We start from the raw sequence: 17,684 nt of genomic DNA, 5'->3' as shown, positions 1-17,684 counted from the left end.
CGCGTCTGCGTCGCATCGATGTGCAACTTGGCCTTTTCCCGCGCACCCTGCAGAGGGGTCATGCATGGATGTCCTCGCCCCCCGCGGAACCGATAGCACAGTTTCGCATCGCGAAGCGCGAGATGCAGATTTGTCGTCAAGCCGAGAAGGCGGGATGATCGGCGCAGATGTCGAATTCCATCAGCAGTATGCGAACGAAATGCGGGCGGTCGAGCTCTGCCGCTGCGAAGTATGCACTGGCCTTCTTACGGATCTCGTTGGCCTGACGCAGTTCACGGAGCTCGCGCTCCAGTTCCTTGATCCCGTCCTTCTCCGCGCTCGTCAGACCGCCGCGCTGACCGGCATCACGTTCGGCCTATTGGCACAAGGCACGCAGACAGTCGAGCAAACGGCCAAGCTTCAGACCGATCTTCTTGTAGGTAGCCGTGTCACTGGCGTAGTCGGCGCGGTTCTCTTGGAAGAGCCGAACATCGCGTCCACCCAGTTCGGCAGGATACGCGGGGGTGAACCGTTTCGACGTCATAGAACGCATCCTTTGAGTATCTTACCGTCCACCAAACCCGGGACGGTTCACCGTGGTGCGCAGAGACAACTGCCAGTGTCTGGTCTTTGTGGATAACTCAGGCAAACGCCGACGCCAACTTCAAGTGGAACCGCGTTGCAGAAGGCAAAAGGTGGTCGCCAAAGTGCGGCCTTTAAGACTAAAGACGAGCGACCCGCATTTCAGGAACTTGTACTACAGTGCTGTGTGACACTGTACTTGCCAAATTCAACCTAAGCCTTGATTATCACAGGCTTATTGGATGAATTGGCTCCGGCGGTAGGGATCGAACCTACGACCAATTGATTAACAGTCAACTGCTCTACCGCTGAGCTACGCCGGAACACGAGGCGGATATAGCAACGTGTTCCGGGGGCGTCCAGAGCCTTTTCCGATTTTTTGTCATGAAATCGAAAAAAAGCTATCGGCGGTCAAATTCCCTTGGAAATCAACGGCACCAAGCTGGGTCAGGGCGATCAGATGGGACAGGATGTTGCGCTGCGCCGCCGGGTAAAGCGGTTCGGGCACTTCATAAAGGCGGCGCGCCAGTCCCTCGGCCGTATCGGGTGCCTGATGCAGGGCGGTCATGATCTGGGCGGTGCGGTCGCGGCGATGGCGGGCCAGTTCGTCGATGCGGGGCAGGGGGTCCTGGATGGGGGCGCCATGGGTCGGCAGCAGGCGGGCGGGGGACAATTGCCTCAGGCGGTCCAGCGAGCGGAAATAGTCGATCAGATCGCCGTCCGGGGGCGAGATCAGGGTCGATGACCAGCCCATCACCAAGTCTCCGCAGAAGATCGTATCGCCCCACGCAAGGCAAAGATGCCCCGCGGCATGGCCGGGGGTGTGAAGGACGCGCAGGCTCCAATCCGGCGTGGTGATCTGCTGATCGTCCTGCAAGCGGATGTCGGGGGTGAAATCCATGTCCAGCCCCTCACCCCCATGGATCATGCCCGATGCGGCAAGGCGGGCGTTGATGGCGGATCGGCCTTCGGTCGCGGTGCCGAAGGCCAGAACCGGCGCGCCGGTCATCTGCGACAGGCGGGCCGCCCCCTGGCTGTGGTCCAGATGCGCATGGGTCACGAAGATATGGCCGATGCGCCCGCGACCCTGCGCAACGATCGCCTCAAGATGCGCGTCGTCATCCGGGCCGGGGTCGATCACGGCGACATGATCCTCTCCGATCAGGAATGTCGTTGTGCCGGGCCCCGTCAGGGGCGAGGGATTGGGCGCGAGGATGCGCAGCGGCTCTTTCATGGGGGCGTGCATGGGGCTAGCCTTGCAGGGGAAGGAAGGGCTGTCCATGTCAAACCACATCCAGGGTCCCATCGCCAGAACGCTGCTGCCGCGCGGGCTTTATGCGCGGGCGGCGCTGATCCTGTTCCTGCCGGTGGTGGCGGTGACGCTGGTGGTGGGCGTCATGTTCCTGCAGCGCCATTTCGATGGCGTGACGCGGCAGATGACATCCAGCATGGCGCATGAGCTGGATTTCGTCGCGCGCCGGATCGAACTGGCCAGCGATGTGACCGACGCCCGTGCGCAGGCCGAGGCGATTGCCCAGCCCCTCAGCCTCGATTTCCGGCTGCCGGTCGATCCGGTGCCCGACGACCGGCGCAAGTGGTACGATTTCTCGGGGCGCATCGTGACCGAGGTCCTGCGCGAGACGGTGCCGCGCGTCATCTCGATCGACCTCGCCTCGAACGAGAAGCGGGTCGAGGTGGCGCTGATGGGGCCGTTCGGGCCCTATGGCCTCGGCTTCGAAAGGCGCAGGGTCAGCGCATCGAACCCGCACCAGCTGCTGGTGCTGATGGTCTTCACCTCGCTTCTGATGAGCGGGATCGCCACGGTCTTCCTGCGCAACCAGCTGCGGCCGATCCGCCGCCTGGCCTTCGCGGCCGAGGAATACGGCAAAGGCCGCATGGTGCCCTATCGCCCCGCTGGTGCGGTCGAGGTGCGCAGTGCGGGGACGGCGTTTCTGGATATGCGCAACAGGCTGGAACGGCAGAACGAACAGCGCAAGCTGATGATGTCGGGGATCAGCCACGACCTGCGCACGCCGCTGACCCGGCTGCGGCTTGGGTTGTCGATGATCTCGCCCGAGATGCCCCCAGATGCCGAGGACGTCGCCGCCATGGAGGCCGACATCGCCGAGATGAACCGCATGGTCGACGGCTTTCTGGACTATGCCCGCGACGAGGCGCAGGACCGCCCCCCCGAGACGCTGGCCGCGGGCGCTTTCTTGGAAACCGTCGTCGCGGATGCGCAGCGGGCAGGGCAGGCGGTCCAGATGACGGGTTTCGGCGGCGATCCGCAGGGGCTGGCCACCTTCCGCCCGGACATGCTGCGCCGGGCGCTGGAAAACCTGATCGGCAATGCCGTGCGCTATGGATCGCGTGCCGAACTGGACGCGGCGCTTGGCCCCCGCAGCCTGCGCATCGGTGTCGAGGATGACGGCCCGGGCATTCCCGAAGACAGCCTCGAGACCGCGATGCGTCCCTTCACGCGACTTGATCCCGCGCGCAAGCGCAACAGCGCGCAAGGGGCCGGACTGGGGCTGGCCATCGTCAACGACGTGGTTCGCGCGCATGGCGGGCAGCTGCGTCTTGGCCGGGGCGACAGGCTGGGCGGCTTGCGTGCCGAGATCGTGATCCCGCGCTGAACCCGGTAAAGGCAGCCTTCATCCTTCAAAATAGGTTGTATTCTTCGGGTCATATTGAACGGCGGGGGTGCTGGCCCTAGATTGACGCGATGCAGGGGCCGTGCGTCGCCATGACGGGGCCACGGCTTCGGGCAGAAAGGACAAGACATGACGGAATTCGCCAAAACTACCTACCCGGTGCTGCCCTTGCGGGATATCGTCGTATTCCCGCACATGATCGTGCCGCTGTTCGTCGGCCGTGAAAAGTCGGTGCGGGCGCTGGAAGCGGTGATGGAGACGGACAGCCCGATCCTGCTGGCCGCCCAGATCGACGCCTCGGTCGATGAACCCACCGAAGAAGGTATCTATCGCACCGGCGTGCTGGCCAATGTGCTGCAGCTGCTGAAACTGCCCGACGGGACCGTGAAGGTTCTGGTCGAGGGCCGCGAGCGCGTGCAGATCACCGATTTCGTTCCCAACGACGACCATTTCCAAGCCGCTGCCGATCAGTTGTCCGAGGTCGACGGCGATACCGATACCGTGACCGCGCTGGTCCGCACCGTCGCCGAGGAATTCGAGCGTTACGTCAAGGTGCGCAAGAACATCCCCGAAGAGGTCGTGACCGCCGTGTCCGAGGCCGATGAGCCCGGCAAGCTGGCCGATCTGGTCGCCGGCCACATGGGAATCGAACTGGACCGCAAGCAGGACCTGCTGGACACGCTCGAGGTCTCGGAACGCCTCGAGAAGGTCTATGGCCACATGCAGGGCGAGATGTCGGTCCTGCAGGTCGAGAAGAAGATCAAGTCGCGCGTCAAGACCCAGATGGAGAAGACGCAGCGCGAATACTATCTGAATGAGCAGATGAAGGCCATTCAGAAGGAGCTTGGCGACGGAGAGGACGGCCAGAACGAGCTGGCCGAGCTGGAAGAGAAGATCGCCAAGACCAAGTTCAGCAAGGAGGCTCGCGAAAAGGCCGAATCCGAGCTGAAGAAGCTGAAATCCATGTCGCCCATGTCGGCGGAAGCGACCGTCAGCCGGAACTACTTGGACTGGCTGCTGGCGCTGCCCTGGGGCGTGAAGTCGCGCACCAAGAAGGATCTGGGCAAGGCCGAGGCAGTGCTGGACGCGGACCACTATGGTCTGGACAAGGTCAAGGAACGCATCGTCGAATATCTGGCCGTGCAGGCGCGCAGCCAAAAACTGAAGGGCCCGATCCTGACGCTGGTCGGTCCTCCGGGCGTGGGCAAGACCTCGCTTGGCCGCTCAATTGCCAAGGCGACGGGGCGCGAATTCATCCGCATCAGCCTGGGCGGCGTGCGTGACGAATCCGAGATCCGCGGTCACCGCCGGACCTATATCGGCTCGATGCCGGGCAAGATCATCCAGGCTTTGAAAAAGGCCAAGACGACGAACCCGCTGATCCTGTTGGATGAGATCGACAAGATGGGTCAGGACTTCCGCGGCGATCCGGCTTCGGCAATGCTCGAGGTGCTGGACCCCGAACAGAACTCGACCTTCGTGGACCACTATCTCGAGGTGGAATACGATCTGTCGAACGTGATGTTCGTGACCACGGCCAACAGCTACAACATGCCGGGCCCGCTTCTGGACCGGATGGAGATCATCAGCCTGTCGGGCTATACCGAGGATGAGAAGCGCGAGATCGCCAAGGGTCACCTGCTGTCCAAGCAGATCATGGCCAACGGTCTGCGCAAGGGTGAATTCAGCGTCACGGACGAGGCGCTGACCCATATGATCCGGTATTACACCCGCGAGGCCGGTGTCCGTTCGCTGGAGCGCGAGATCGCCAAGCTGGCCCGCAAGGCCGTGACCGAGATCATGAAGACCAAGGTCAAGTCGATCGAGGTCACGCCCGAAAAGGTCGAGGAATACCTGGGCGTCCGCCGCCACCGCTATGGTCTGGCCGAGAAAGAGGATCAGGTCGGTGTCGTCACCGGTCTTGCCTGGACCTCGGTCGGGGGTGATCTGCTGCAGATCGAGGCGCTTCGCCTGCCCGGCAAGGGTCGGATGAAGACGACCGGCAAGCTGGGCGACGTGATGAAGGAATCGATCGACGCGGCATCCAGCTTCGTGCGCTCGGTCTCGCCCGAGATCGGGGTCAAGCCGCCGGAATTCGACAAGCGCGACATCCACGTGCACGTTCCCGAAGGCGCGACGCCCAAGGATGGACCCTCGGCGGGCATTGCGATGGTGACCTCGGTCGTGTCGGTGATGACCGGCATTCCGGTCCGCAAGGATGTCGCCATGACGGGCGAGGTCACCCTGCGCGGCAACGTGCTGGCCATCGGCGGGCTGAAGGAAAAGCTGCTGGCAGCCCTTCGCGGCGGCATCACCACGGTGATGATCCCGCAGGACAACGAAAAGGATCTGATCGAGATCCCCGACAACGTCAAAGAGGGTTTGACCATCATCCCGGTCAGCAATGTCCGCGAAGTGCTGCGCCATGCGCTGGTGCGTCAGCCCGTTCCCGTCGAATGGGACGAGGCCGCCGAGGAAGCCGCCGAGGCAGCGCGCCTTGATGCGCGTCGCACCGACGGCAGCAAGGGCAGCGCCGTAGCCCACTGATTGGGCTTTGATGCGAAAAAAGGCCGGGGACGTTCCACGTTCCCGGTTTTTTCATGTCTCGAAACTATTGACGCAACGTCACGGCGCGTTAGGCTGAACTTAAGTTAATCGGTTTGGAGGCCAATGATGCCAGAGACCTCTGTTGAAAAGGCAGGCGATTCCCCTGCGATCATCATGCAGGACCCGCATGTTGCCGCCGTCGTGCAAAAGCGCGATTTCATCGATCGCGTCATCGCGGCCAGCGGTGCCCGCAAATCCGATGCCAAACCGGTGATCGAGGCGACGCTGGCCGAACTGGGCCGTGTCCTGTCCGATGGGCATACGCTGGCCGTTCCACCTTTGGGTCGAGCGCGCATCAGCTGCGAAAAGGACCCGCGTGGGGGCGACGTGATCACCCTGCGGCTGCGCCGACGGCCCACCAAGACCAACTGAGCGGCGAACGCGCGCAGAAATGCACCAAGACCTCTTGCATGCTGTCAAGACTGGCGCTAGAAGCCAGCGCGACGGGTGATTAGCTCAGCGGTAGAGCGCTTCGTTCACATCGAAGATGTCAGGGGTTCAAATCCCTTATCACCCACCATTTCCCCTTTTGCGGATCTGAATGCGGCGCCTGCGTCGCGATTTCCGCATCGCGTGCCGTGCAAGACAGGCGCCAGCAGATCAAGAGGTCCCGATGGAAATCCCCAATACCTCCGGCCATTCCGACCTGCGCCGCGCCGCCCGCCTGTCGGTCGCGCCGATGATGGATTGGACCGACCGCAACTGCCGGCGCTTTCATCGCATGATGTCGCGCAACGCCTTGCTCTACACCGAGATGGTGACCGCCCCCGCTGTCATTCACGGCGAACGCGATCGCCTGCTGGATTACGACGCCTGCGAACATCCCCTTGCCCTGCAGCTTGGCGGATCGGACCCGCAGGAGCTGGCCATGGCGACCCGCATCGCCGAGGATTGGGGCTATGACGAGGTCAATCTGAACGTCGGCTGCCCAAGCGACCGCGTCCAATCGGGCGCCTTCGGGGCCGTGCTGATGAAATCGCCCGATCTGGTGGCCGAATGCGTTCAGGCCATGCAGGCCGAGACCGCAGCCGAGGTCACGGTGAAATGCCGCATCGGCGTCGACGAACAGCTGCCCGCCGAGGTGCTGCCCGATTTCATCGGCAAGATGCAGCAGGCCGGCATCCGCCGCATCACGATCCATGCCCGCAAGGCCTGGCTGCAGGGCCTCAGCCCGCGCGAGAACCGGCAGATCCCGCCCCTCGACTATCCGCTGGTGCAGGCGATGAAGGCGCAATTTCCCGATCTGCACCTGTCGATCAACGGCGGCATCGCCGATCTGGAGACGGTGCGCGATCAGCTGACGGTCATGGACGGGGTGATGGTGGGGCGCGCCGCCTATCACGAGCCGTGGAATATCCTAGGGCAGGCGGATGTGCTTTGGGGCCAGCAGCCGCCCTTCGCTTCACCGCTGGATGTCGCCGCCGCAATGCGCCCGATCATCGTCGAGCACATCGCCCAGAGCGGCAGGCTGCATCAGTTCACGCGGCACATGCTGGGCCTGTTCCACGGCATGCCCGGTGCGCGGGCGTGGAAGCGGACCCTTTCCGAAGGCGCCTCGAAGGGCGGGATCGAGGTCTATGACGCCGCCGTCCAGCAGGTGGCGGAACCGGCCTAGCGCGCCGCTTTCTCGGCCGCCTTGGCCTTGTTCCACAGCTGGTCCATCTCGGCCAGGTCGCTGTCTTCGGGGCGGCGGCCGTCGGCGGCCAGATCGGCCTCGATGGCGGCGAAACGGCGGGTGAACTTGGTGTTTGCCCGCCGCAGCGCCAGTTCGGGGTCGATCTTCAGGTGACGCGCCAGATTGGCCATCACGAACATCAGATCGCCGAATTCCTCCTCCAGCGCGTCCTGGCCAAGCGTGTCGCGGGCCTCGACCAGTTCGGCGGTTTCCTCGGTGATCTTGTCCAGCACGCCCGTGACGCCCGGCCAGTCGAAGCCCACGCGGGCAGCGCGGTTCTGCAGCTTGACCGCGCGTGTCAGCGCGGGCAGCCCAAGCGCCACGCCGTCCAGCGTTCCGCGCTCGGCCTTGCCTGCGCGTTCGACGGCCTTGATCGCCTCCCAATCCTTGACCTGCTGTTCGGCGGATTTGTCGCGGCTTTCATCGCCGAAGACATGCGGGTGGCGGAAGACCAGCTTGTCGCTGATGGCGGCTGCGCAATCGGCGAAATCGAACATCTTCGCCTCTCGCGCCATCTGCGCATGGAACACCACCTGCAGCAGCAGATCGCCCAATTCGCCGGGCAGTTCGTCCCAGGCCTGACGCTGGATCGCGTCCTCGACCTCATGCGCCTCTTCGATGGTATAGGGGGCGATCGAGGCGAAATCCTGTTCGATGTCCCAAGGGCAGCCGGTCTTGGGGTCGCGCAGCGCGGCCATGATGTCCAGCAGGCGCCGGATCTCCGCCGCGGGATCGCGCGAGGCTTCGGCTTGGGTCGGGATCTGGTCGGCCATTGCAATTCCCCTTGGGACACGGAAGATGCCCCATCGACTGCCACAGCCAAAGGCCCAAGTCCACATGCCCGTCCTGAACCGCATCGCCGATTACGCCGACCAGATGACCGCATGGCGCCGCCATCTGCACCAGCACCCCGAACTGGGGTTCGACTGTCACCAGACCGCCGCCTTCGTGGCCGAACGTCTGGCCGAATTCGGCGTCGACGAAATCCATCAGGGCGTCGGGCAGACCGGCATCGTGGCGATCGTCAACGGTCAGGGTGAGGGCCCGACCATCGGGCTGCGCGCCGATATGGACGCCCTGCCCATGGACGAGGTGACGGGCGCGGAATGGGCCTCGACCGTGCCGGGGCGGATGCACGCCTGCGGGCACGACGGCCATACGACGATGCTGCTGGGGGCCGCGAAATACCTGGCCGAAACCCGCAATTTCGCCGGTCGCGTCGCCCTGATCTTCCAGCCCGCCGAAGAGGGCGGCGGCGGTGCCGAGGTCATGGTCCAGGAAGGCATCATGCAGCGCTTCGACATTTCCAGCGTCTATGCCATGCACAACAATCCCGGCCAGCCCCTCGGCAGCTTCTGGACCACGCCCGGTCCGATCATGGCCGCCGTCGATACCTTCGAGATCCATGTCCAAGGCCGCGGCGGGCACGGCGCCATGCCGCATCTGACGACCGATCCCATCGTCGCGGCCGTGGGCATCGTCAACGCGATCCAGACGATCAGCAGCCGCAATCACAACACCGCCGACGATCTGGCCATCAGCGTCACGCAAATCCATTCGGGCAGCGCCGACAACATCGCCCCCGACACCGCCTATATCTGCGGCACGGTCCGCACCTTCGCGCCCCATGTGCGGCAAATGGTCCGCGATCGGATGACGCAGATCTGCGACGGGCAGGGGGCCAGCTATGATGTCAAGGTCGTGCTGGACTACCAGCAGGGCTATCCCGCAACGGTGAACGATGCCGCCCGAACCAATTTCGCGGTCGAAACCGCACGCGAGATTGCGGGGGATGCCAATGTCTCGGGCGAGAAGGGACGCGAGATGGGGGCCGAGGATTTCAGCTATATGCTGAACGCACGCCCCGGCTGCTATCTGTTCCTGGGGCAGGGGGACGGTCCGGGTCTGCACAACCCCGGCTATGATTTCAACGACCAGATCTCCCCCATCGGCGCCAGCTTCCTTGCGCGACTGGTGGAACGCGCCCAGCCCCGCGCGGCGTGAGGCGCGTTCACGCAGGCGTTTGCCGGCCCGCCCCGCGCAGGGGCGGGCGCTTTCTTGCCAAGCGACGGTCGCGCAGCTAGGTTGCGCGCCAAACAAGCCACGGTTTGCGGGCTTTTCCGCGGCCCCGTTTCTCGAAAGGACCATGAATGTTCGTGACCCCAGCTTATGCCCAGGCCGCCGGTGGCGCAGGTGGTGGTGCAGCCTTTGCACAGTTCATCCCGCTGATCCTGATCTTCCTGATCATGTATTTCCTGATGATCCGCCCCCAGCAGAAGCGTGCCAAGCAGCACCGCGAGATGGTCTCGAACGTCAAGAAGGGCGACACGATCATCACCCAGGGCGGCATCCTGGCCCGCGTCGCTTCGGTCCGCGACGACGAGTTGGACGTCGAGATCGCCCAGGGCGTCAAGATCCGCGTCGTGCGCAGCACCATCGCCCAGGTCGTCAGCAAGACCGAACCTGTCGCCGCCAACAACTGAAAGGCGTAAGCCAAAATGCTGCAGATTGACCGCTGGAAGCGCGTCCTGATCGTCGGGATCTGCCTTCTCGGGCTGCTATTCGCGTTGCCCAATGCCTTCTACAAGCGGGTCGAGGCGCATAACGACGCCGTGGCCCAGATCGAGGCCACCGGTGTCGAGACGCCCGAACTGATCGCGGCCCGCGACGCCTGGCCGTCCTGGCTGCCCAGCAACCTGGTCAATCTTGGCCTCGACCTGCGCGGAGGCGCCCATCTGCTGGGCGAGGTGCAGGTCGAGCAGGTCTATAAAAGCCGCATGGACGCGCTTTGGCCGGAAATCCGCCGTGCCATGGCCGCCGAACGCGACACCATCGGCGCGATCCGCCGCGTCCAGTCCCCCGACGGCCAGTTGGCCATCGAGATCGGCAACCCCGACCAGATGGCCCGCGCGGTGGAAATCGCCCGCGGCTTTTCCGATCCGGTCACGACCCTGACCGGCGCAGGTCAGCAATCGCTGGCCATCAGCACGCAGGGCCCCAAGCTGACCATCCAGCTGTCGGATGTCGAGAAGGCCGTGACCGACGACCGCACCATCCAGCAGTCGCTGGAGATCGTGCGCCGCCGCGTCGACGAGGTCGGCACCCGCGAACCGACCATCATGCGCCAAGGCGAGGATCGCATCCTGATCCAGGTCCCCGGCATCGGCTCGGCCGCCGAGCTGAAAGAGCTGATCGGCACCACCGCCCAGCTGACATTCAACCCGGTCGTCGGCACCACCGGCGACGGCGAAAGCAACCCCGGCATCGGGCAGTTCATCGCACCCTTGGTCGATCAGCAGGGCGTCTTCTACATCCTGGAAGACACCCCCGTCGTCACCGGCGAGGATCTGGTCGATGCCATGACCGCCAGCGATGAAAACGGCCTGCCTTCGGTCAATTTCCGCTTCAACCCTTCGGGGGCCCGCGCCTTCGGGGCCTATACCTCGGCCAATATCGGTCAGCCCTTCGCGATCGTTCTGGACAATGAGGTGATCTCGGCCCCGGTGATCCGTTCGGCCATCACCACGGGTTCCGGCCAGATCTCGGGCTCGATGGGCTTCGAGGAGGCGAACCGCCTGGCCGTCCTGCTGCGCGCAGGTGCCTTGCCCGCCGAAATGACCTTCCTCGAGGAACGCACCGTCGGTCCCGAACTGGGTCAGGACAGCATCGACGCGGGCAAGATCGCGGCAGCGGTGGGCTTTGCCGCCGTGATCGCGCTGATGATCCTGTCCTATGGCCGCTTCGGCGTCTTTGCGACCGTCGCGCTTGGCGCCAACATGCTGCTGCTGTTCGCCGTCCTGTCGGTGATCGGCGCGACGCTGACCCTGCCGGGCATCGCGGGCATCGTGCTGACCATCGGCATGGCGGTCGATGCCAACGTGCTGGTCTTCGAACGCATCCGAGAGGAGCTGAAGACCGCCCGTGGCCCCGCCCGCGCCATCGAGACCGGTTACGAAAAAGCCATGTCGGCCATCGTGGACGCCAACATCACGACGCTGATCGTGGCCGGCATCCTCTTCGTGCTGGGCTCGGGTCCGGTCAAGGGCTTTGCCGTGACGCTGACCATCGGCATCGTGACCTCGGTCTTCACTGCGCTCTTCGTGACCCGCCTGATTACCGTCATGTGGTTCGAGCGTGCGCGCCCCAAGCAGATCGAGGTGTGATATGGCCTTTCGTTTGAAACTTGTCCCCGACAACACCAAGATCGACTTCTTTCGCCTGCAGAAGGCCACTTTCGGGCTGTCCGCCCTGCTGATGGTCCTGTCGGTGCTGGTGCTGCTGGTGAACGGGCTGAACTTCGGCATCGACTTCCGCGGCGGCACGACGATCCGCACGGAATCCGAACAGGCCGTGGACATTGCGGCCTATCGCAATGCCCTGCAGCCGCTTGATCTGGGCGATGTCGCCATCACTCAGGTCTATGATCCCGGCTTCCGCGAGGATCAGCATGTCGCCATGGTCCGCATCAGCGCCCAGGACGGCGTCGAAGCGGTGACCCCCGAACTGATCACCGCCGTCGAGGGCGCGCTGCAGACGGTCGATTCCTCGATCAGCTTTCCTTCCGTCGAATCCGTCGGGCCCAAGGTCTCGGGCGAGTTGATCAAGACCGCCATCTATTCGGTGCTGGCGGCGCTGGCGGCGATCTCGGTCTATATCTGGCTGCGGTTCGAATGGCAGTTCGCGGTGGGGGCGATCGTGTCGCTGTTCCACGACGTGCTGCTGACCATGGGGCTGTTCGCGGCCTTCCATATCCGCTTCGACTTGACCACCATCGCGGCGCTGCTGACCATCGTCGGCTATTCGATCAACGACACCGTTGTGGTCTTCGACCGCCTTCGCGAAAACCTGATGAAGTTCAAGCAGAAGCCCCTGCGCGACCTGATGAACCTGTCGGTGAACGAGACGCTGTCGCGGACCATCATGACCTCGGGCACCACGTTGGTCGCGCTGATCGCGCTGCTGGTTCTGGGTGGCGACGTGATCCGGGGCTTTGTCTTCGCGATCACCTTCGGTATCTTCGTGGGCACCTATTCGTCGATCTATGTCGCGAAGAACTTCGTTCTGTGGCTGGGCGTGCGGCGTGACTGGGGCAAACCCGACCCCAACGATCCCAATGCCAAGCCGCGCAAATCCGTGTCGCCCTTCGAGGGCGCAGAGGAGGGCTGATGATCCTGAACCCCACCGATTTCGAGGGCGCACATGCCGTGGACAGCTATGGCCCGGGCTTCTTCCGGGTCGCAGGCAAGGTGCATCAGGGGGCGATCGTCGTCGAAAGCGACGGCGTGACCCCTTGGGGCGGGCTGTCCGACCTGGCCGCGCTGACGGAACTGGCGGGGCGGATCGACGTCCTGTTCTTGGGCATGGGCGATCAGATCGCCTATGCCCCGCGCGAGATCGTCGCCGCGATGGAAGCCGCCGACATCCGCGTCGAGGCGATGAATTCGCCCACGGCGGCGCGGACCTACAACGTGACCCTCTCTGAGGGTCGCCGCGTCGCCTGCGCGCTTCTGCCCCTGTGAGCCTGCTGACGGTCCACGATCTGTCCGTCGCGCGCGGCGGATTGCGGGCCGTCGAGGGCGTCAGTTTTTCTCTGAACCCCGGACAGGCGCTGATCCTGAAAGGCCCGAACGGCATCGGCAAGACCACCCTTTTGCGAACCATCGCGGGGCTGCAGGTCCCCGTCGCGGGAACGGTCGCCATGGCCGAGGATGCCGTTGCTTATGCCGCCCATTCCGACGGGTTGAAATCATCCCTGACCGCGCGGGAGAATCTGACCTTCTGGGCGCAGGTCTTCGGCGGTGACGGCATCGAGGCTGCGCTGGCCGCCATGGATCTGGCCGCGCTGGCGGATCGTCCGGCGGGTGCGCTGTCAGCCGGTCAAAAGCGTCGCCTCGGCCTTGCGCGCCTGATCGTCAGCGGGCGTCCGCTGTGGGTGCTGGATGAACCCACCGTTTCACTGGATGCGGCCTCGGTGAGGCGTTTTGCGCAGGTCGTGGGCACGCATCTGGGGCAGGGCGGAGCGGCGCTGATGGCCACCCATATCGACCTTGGCCTGCCCGACGCCCAGATGCTGGACTTGACGCCCTTCCGCGCCCGCCCCGGCCCCGTCGCCCGCCCATCCGGCTTCAACGAGGCTTTCGCATGATCGCCCTGCTACTGCGCGATCTGCGCCTTGCCACGCGGGCAGGGGGCGGCTTCGGGCTGGGCGTGGCCTTCTTCCTGATCCTCTCGGCGCTGGTGCCCTTCGGCATCGGTCCCGACCGCGGGGCGCTGGCGCCTGTCGCGCCGGGGATCCTCTGGGTGGGGGCGCTGCTGTCCTGCCTGCTGTCGCTGGACCGCATCTTCGCGCTGGACCACGAGGACGGCAGCCTCGACCTGCTGGCCACCGCCCCCATGCCGCTGGAGGGGACCGTCGCCGTCAAGGCGCTGGCCCATTGGATCACCACCGGCCTGCCGCTGATCCTGGCGGCCCCGGTCTTCGCCATCCTTCTGCAACTGCCCACCCGCGCCATGCCGATGCTGATCCTGTCGCTGCTGATCGGCACGCCCGCGCTGTCGATGCTTGGCGCCTTCGGGGCTGCGGTCACCGTGGGGCTGCGTCGCGGCGGGCTGCTTCTGTCGCTTCTGGTGCTGCCGCTTTACATCCCCACGCTGATCTTCGGGGCCGAGATCACGCGTCGGGGCGCCGAAAGCCTGCCCGTCACCACGCCGCTGGTCTTCCTTGGCGGAGTGACCCTTCTGGTGCTGGCCCTGATCCCCTTCGCTGCCGCCGCCGCCCTGCGGGTCAATCTGCGGTGAACCCGTCCCAATGGGCTTGAGAAGCCCGCCACAGGACAGATAAGGAAGAACCATGTCGCTCTGGGAATATGCAAATCCGGCCAAGTTCATGCGCACCACCGACAGGGTTCTGCCTTGGCTGGTCGTCAGCGCCGCGATCTGCGTGACGGGCGGGCTGGTCTGGGGCTTTCTGACGCCCGACGACTACCGCCAGGGATCGACCGTCAAGATCGTCTTCCTGCATGTGCCGGCAGCCCTGATGGCCATCAACATCTGGGTGATGATGCTGGTCGCTTCGCTGATCTGGATCATCCGCCGTCACCACGTTAGTGCGCTGGCCGCCAAGGCGGCAGCGCCCATAGGCGCGGTGATGACGCTGATCGCGCTGATCACCGGCGCGATCTGGGGCCAGCCGATGTGGGGGACGTGGTGGGAATGGGACCCGCGGCTGACCTCCTTCCTGATCCTGTTCCTGTTCTATGTCGGCTATATCGCGCTCTGGTCCGCGATCGAGGATCCCGACAGCGCCGCCGATCTGACCGGCGTCGTCTGCCTCGTGGGGTCGGTCTTTGCGCTGCTGTCGCGCTATGCGGTGCTGTTCTGGAACCAGGGGCTGCATCAGGGCGCCTCGCTCTCGGTCCAGTCGGGTGAACGGATGGCCGCGACCTATCGCCACCCGCTCTACCTGTCGATGATCGGCTTCGGGCTGCTGTTCCTGGCGCTGGTCGTGATCCGCACCCGCACCGAAATCCGCAAGCGGCGTCTGGCCGCATTGCAAGCGCAAGAGGCCCGCGCATGATCGACCTTGGACGTTACGCCGGAACGGTTCTGGCCGCCTATGGCGTTTCGCTGCTGCTGCTGGTCGGATTGATCTGGCACAGCGTCGCCGCCAATGCCCGCGCCCGCCGCAATCTGGAAAGACACAAGACCGATGCCTAAGATCTCGCCCTTGATGCTGCTGCCCCCGGCCGTCTTCCTGGCCTTGGCCGCGACCTTCCTGTGGGGGATGAACCGCGAGGATCCGGGCAATCTTCCCTCGACCATGATCGGACGGCAGGCTCCGGCCATCCCGCAGACGACCCTGCCGGGCAAGGTCCAGCTGACCGATGCGATGCTGCGCGAACCGGGGGTCAAGCTGGTGAACTTCTGGGCCAGCTGGTGCCCGCCCTGCCGCGCCGAACATCCGACCCTGACCGAGCTGTCAACCCGGCTGCCGGTCTATGGCGTCGACCTGAAGGACCCCGAGGGCGCGGCCCTGTCGTTCCTTGACGACGACGGCGACCCCTTCGCGGCGATCGCCACCGACCCGCGCGGCCGAACGGCCATTGACTGGGGCGTCACCGCCCCGCCCGAGACCTTCATCATCGACGGCGATGGCAACATCCTCTATCGCCACGCTGGCCCCCTGATCCGCGAGGATTACACCAACCGTTTTCTGCCCCAGCTTGAAAAGGCAATGGCCGCACAAGACTAGGTTGCGCCCTTGCGTCAACTTGATCAGACTGACCTTATCAAGCCGACATCAAGGGAGAATGGCGATGACGCGAACAGGTCTGGCCCTGGCACTTCTGCTGGGCAGTGCATCACTGGCGGGCGCCCAGCAGGCAACCGATGCGATTTCCCCCGAGGGTGCCTCGGCGCCCGAGATCACCACCGATGGCTTCGGCGATCTGGATCAGCCCGCCCGCGACGGGCTGACCGCCAAGGCCGAGGGTCGCCCCGTCACCGCCAAGAACTGGATGGTCACCGCCGCCCATCCGCTGGCCGTTCAGGCCGGTGCCCGCGTGCTGGAGGCCGGTGGCAGCGCCGCCGACGCCATGGTCGCCGTGCAATCCGTTCTGGGCCTCGTCGAACCGCAAAGCTCGGGGTTGGGGGGCGGTGCCTTCCTGGTCTGGTATGACGCCGAAACCGGCGAGCTGACCACGCTGGATGGCCGCGAGACCGCCCCGATGGATGTGACCCCGACCCTGTTCCAGAACGAGGATGGCGAGCCGCTGGAGTTCATGGAGGCCGTCGTCGGCGGTCGTTCGGTCGGGACGCCGGGCACGCCACGGCTTTTGGAAACGGCGCATCGCAAATGGGGCAAGGCGAATTGGTCCGACCTCTTCGACGACGCCATCGCGCTGGCCGATGACGGCTTCACGGTATCCCCCCGCCTCGCCGGTCTGGTCGCCGAAGAGGGCGACGCCCTGTCGCGCTATCCCGAAACCGCCACCTATTTCTTCCCGGACGGCCAGCCTGTCGCGCAGGGCAGCAAGCTGAAGAACCCGGCCTATGCCGAGACGCTGCGGGCCATCGCCCGCGACGGCGCGGATGCATTTTATGAGGGGCCAATCGCGGAACAGATCACCGCGGCCGTGCGCGGTGCGACCGACAACCCGGGCTATCTCTCGGCCGAAGATCTGGCGCGCTACCGCGTGATCGAGCGTCCTGCCGTCTGCGCGGAATACCGCGACCACGATGTCTGCGGGATGGGACCGCCATCGTCGGGTGGGCTGACCGTGGGTCAGATCCTCGGCATGCTGGACAGTTACGACCTCTCGGCAGGCCCCGAGGATGCCGACAACTGGCGGCTGATCGGCGATGCCTCGCGCCTGGCTTTCGCCGACCGCGGGCGCTACATGGCCGACAGCGATTTCGTCCCCATGCCGACCGATGGGCTGATCGACCCCGCCTATCTGGCCAAGCGCGCCGAACTGCTGGCAGGCGACGACAGCCTGCCCGAGGTTTCACCCGGCAGCCCTGGCTGGTCGCATGCCATGCTCTGGGGACAGGACAGCGCGCTGGAGCTGCCCTCGACCACGCATATCTCGATCGTCGATGCCGATGGCAACGCGCTGTCGATGACCACCACTATCGAGAACGGCTTCGGCTCGCGCTTGATGGCAGGCGGCTTCCTGCTGAACAACGAACTGACCGATTTCAGCTTCGAGACCCATGACGATGCAGGCTACCCCATTGCCAATGCCATCGCGCCGGGCAAAAGGCCACGGTCGTCCATGGCGCCGACCATCGTGATGAAGGATGACGCGCCCGTCATGGTGATCGGATCGCCAGGCGGCAGCCGCATCATCGGCTATGTCGCCAAGGCCATCATCGCGCATCTGGACTGGGGCATGGATATCCAGCAGGCGGTCGCCACCCCGAACATCCTGAACCGCTTCGGGACCATGGATATCGAGGCCGGTCTTCCCGCTGCCTTGACCGACGGCCTGACCGCAATGGGCTTCGAACTATCCGAGCGTGATCTGACCTCGGGCCTACAAGGCGTGGTCTTGACGCCCGAAGGCCTGCAAGGGGGCGTCGATCCACGCAGGGAAGGCGTCGCCATCGGCGGCTGAGGGCTCCTTCCGGACAACCCGGCGCGAAATCACATTGCGGCCCCGGTGCTTCTCGGTTGTCCAAATACC

General features: G+C 64.8%; 17 protein-coding genes, 2 tRNA genes and 1 pseudogene. 16 read left to right on the top strand and 4 right to left on the bottom strand.

Annotated features, from left to right (window positions below; all coding sequences use genetic code 11):
• Positions 1-203: 203 nt before the first annotated feature.
• The 3 genes and pseudogenes from DDE75_RS17900 to DDE75_RS13365 form a co-directional block, all read right to left on the bottom strand.
• A pseudogene (locus tag DDE75_RS17900) lies at positions 204-358 on the bottom strand (IS3 family transposase); the annotation flags it as partial.
• Positions 359-809: 451 nt separating this feature from the next.
• Positions 810-884 (bottom strand) — tRNA-Asn (locus tag DDE75_RS13370).
• A 59-nt stretch (positions 885-943) separates the two neighbouring features.
• Complete coding sequence (locus DDE75_RS13365) at positions 944-1,795, bottom strand: MBL fold metallo-hydrolase (RefSeq protein WP_245894747.1); 852 nt, start codon at positions 1,793-1,795, stop codon at positions 944-946.
• Between the two features lie 46 nt (positions 1,796-1,841).
• Here DDE75_RS13365 and DDE75_RS13360 point away from each other — a divergent pair, with 46 nt between their 5' ends.
• The 5 genes from DDE75_RS13360 (at position 1,842) to dusA (ending at position 7,437) form a co-directional block, all read left to right on the top strand.
• Positions 1,842-3,197, top strand: a complete 1,356-nt coding sequence (locus DDE75_RS13360; RefSeq protein WP_108502924.1) for an ATP-binding protein — start codon at positions 1,842-1,844, stop codon at positions 3,195-3,197.
• Between the two features lie 147 nt (positions 3,198-3,344).
• A complete protein-coding gene (gene lon / locus DDE75_RS13355) occupies positions 3,345-5,762 on the top strand; it encodes an endopeptidase La (RefSeq protein WP_108502872.1) in 2,418 nt (805 codons plus the stop codon).
• 174 nt (positions 5,763-5,936) lie between these two features.
• Positions 5,937-6,194, top strand: coding sequence for a DNA-binding protein (locus tag DDE75_RS13350; protein WP_108502923.1), 258 nt, complete (start codon positions 5,937-5,939; stop codon positions 6,192-6,194).
• A gap of 73 nt (positions 6,195-6,267) precedes the next feature.
• A tRNA-Val gene (locus DDE75_RS13345) sits at positions 6,268-6,342 on the top strand.
• A gap of 93 nt (positions 6,343-6,435) precedes the next feature.
• Positions 6,436-7,437, top strand: a complete 1,002-nt coding sequence (gene dusA / locus DDE75_RS13340; protein WP_108502922.1) for a tRNA dihydrouridine(20/20a) synthase DusA — start codon at positions 6,436-6,438, stop codon at positions 7,435-7,437.
• On the opposite strand, the gene mazG is transcribed toward dusA, so the two are convergent.
• Positions 7,434-8,270: a nucleoside triphosphate pyrophosphohydrolase gene (gene mazG, locus DDE75_RS13335; protein ID WP_108502871.1), complete on the bottom strand. Its 837-nt coding sequence runs from the start codon at positions 8,268-8,270 to the stop codon at positions 7,434-7,436. The genes dusA and mazG overlap by 4 nt on opposite strands.
• Positions 8,271-8,334: 64 nt before the next feature.
• Here mazG and DDE75_RS13330 point away from each other — a divergent pair, with 64 nt between their 5' ends.
• From DDE75_RS13330 to ggt, 11 genes are all read left to right on the top strand, one after another.
• Positions 8,335-9,501, top strand: a complete 1,167-nt coding sequence (locus tag DDE75_RS13330; protein WP_108502870.1) for a M20 aminoacylase family protein — start codon at positions 8,335-8,337, stop codon at positions 9,499-9,501.
• A gap of 146 nt (positions 9,502-9,647) precedes the next feature.
• Complete coding sequence (gene yajC, locus DDE75_RS13325) at positions 9,648-9,980, top strand: preprotein translocase subunit YajC (RefSeq protein WP_108502869.1); 333 nt, start codon at positions 9,648-9,650, stop codon at positions 9,978-9,980.
• Between the two features lie 15 nt (positions 9,981-9,995).
• Positions 9,996-11,660, top strand: a complete 1,665-nt coding sequence (gene secD / locus DDE75_RS13320; protein WP_108502868.1) for a protein translocase subunit SecD — start codon at positions 9,996-9,998, stop codon at positions 11,658-11,660.
• 1 nt (position 11,661) lies between these two features.
• Positions 11,662-12,663 carry a protein translocase subunit SecF gene (secF, locus tag DDE75_RS13315; RefSeq protein WP_108502867.1) on the top strand — a complete coding sequence of 334 codons (1,002 nt, stop codon included), beginning with the start codon at positions 11,662-11,664 and terminating at the stop codon, positions 12,661-12,663.
• The gene (locus DDE75_RS13310) at positions 12,663-13,016 is read left to right on the top strand and encodes an Mth938-like domain-containing protein (protein ID WP_108502866.1); all 354 of its coding nucleotides are present in this window, start codon (positions 12,663-12,665) and stop codon (positions 13,014-13,016) included. The genes secF and DDE75_RS13310 overlap by 1 nt, the downstream gene beginning before the upstream one ends.
• The gene (gene ccmA / locus DDE75_RS13305) at positions 13,013-13,642 is read left to right on the top strand and encodes a heme ABC exporter ATP-binding protein CcmA (protein WP_108502865.1); all 630 of its coding nucleotides are present in this window, start codon (positions 13,013-13,015) and stop codon (positions 13,640-13,642) included. The genes DDE75_RS13310 and ccmA overlap by 4 nt, the downstream gene beginning before the upstream one ends.
• On the top strand, positions 13,639-14,295 hold the full coding sequence (gene ccmB / locus DDE75_RS13300) for a heme exporter protein CcmB (RefSeq protein WP_108502864.1): 657 nt from the start codon (positions 13,639-13,641) through the stop codon (positions 14,293-14,295). The genes ccmA and ccmB overlap by 4 nt, the downstream gene beginning before the upstream one ends.
• Before the next feature lie 52 nt (positions 14,296-14,347).
• Positions 14,348-15,073 carry a heme ABC transporter permease gene (locus DDE75_RS13295; RefSeq protein WP_108502863.1) on the top strand — a complete coding sequence of 242 codons (726 nt, stop codon included), beginning with the start codon at positions 14,348-14,350 and terminating at the stop codon, positions 15,071-15,073.
• Positions 15,070-15,213 carry a heme exporter protein CcmD gene (ccmD, locus tag DDE75_RS13290; RefSeq protein WP_108502862.1) on the top strand — a complete coding sequence of 48 codons (144 nt, stop codon included), beginning with the start codon at positions 15,070-15,072 and terminating at the stop codon, positions 15,211-15,213. Before DDE75_RS13295 ends, ccmD begins: the two co-directional genes overlap by 4 nt.
• A gap of 13 nt (positions 15,214-15,226) precedes the next feature.
• Entirely contained in the window at positions 15,227-15,748 is a 522-nt protein-coding gene (locus DDE75_RS13285) for a DsbE family thiol:disulfide interchange protein (RefSeq protein ID WP_108502861.1), read from the top strand.
• Between the two features lie 64 nt (positions 15,749-15,812).
• Positions 15,813-17,615, top strand: a complete 1,803-nt coding sequence (gene ggt, locus DDE75_RS13280) for a gamma-glutamyltransferase (protein WP_108502921.1) — start codon at positions 15,813-15,815, stop codon at positions 17,613-17,615.
• Positions 17,616-17,684 lie beyond the last annotated feature (69 nt).

The organism is Paracoccus indicus, from assembly GCF_003056335.1.
Classification (GTDB): Bacteria; Pseudomonadota; Alphaproteobacteria; order Rhodobacterales; family Rhodobacteraceae; genus Paracoccus; species Paracoccus indicus.
This window is presented reverse-complemented; position numbering and strand designations above follow the sequence as displayed.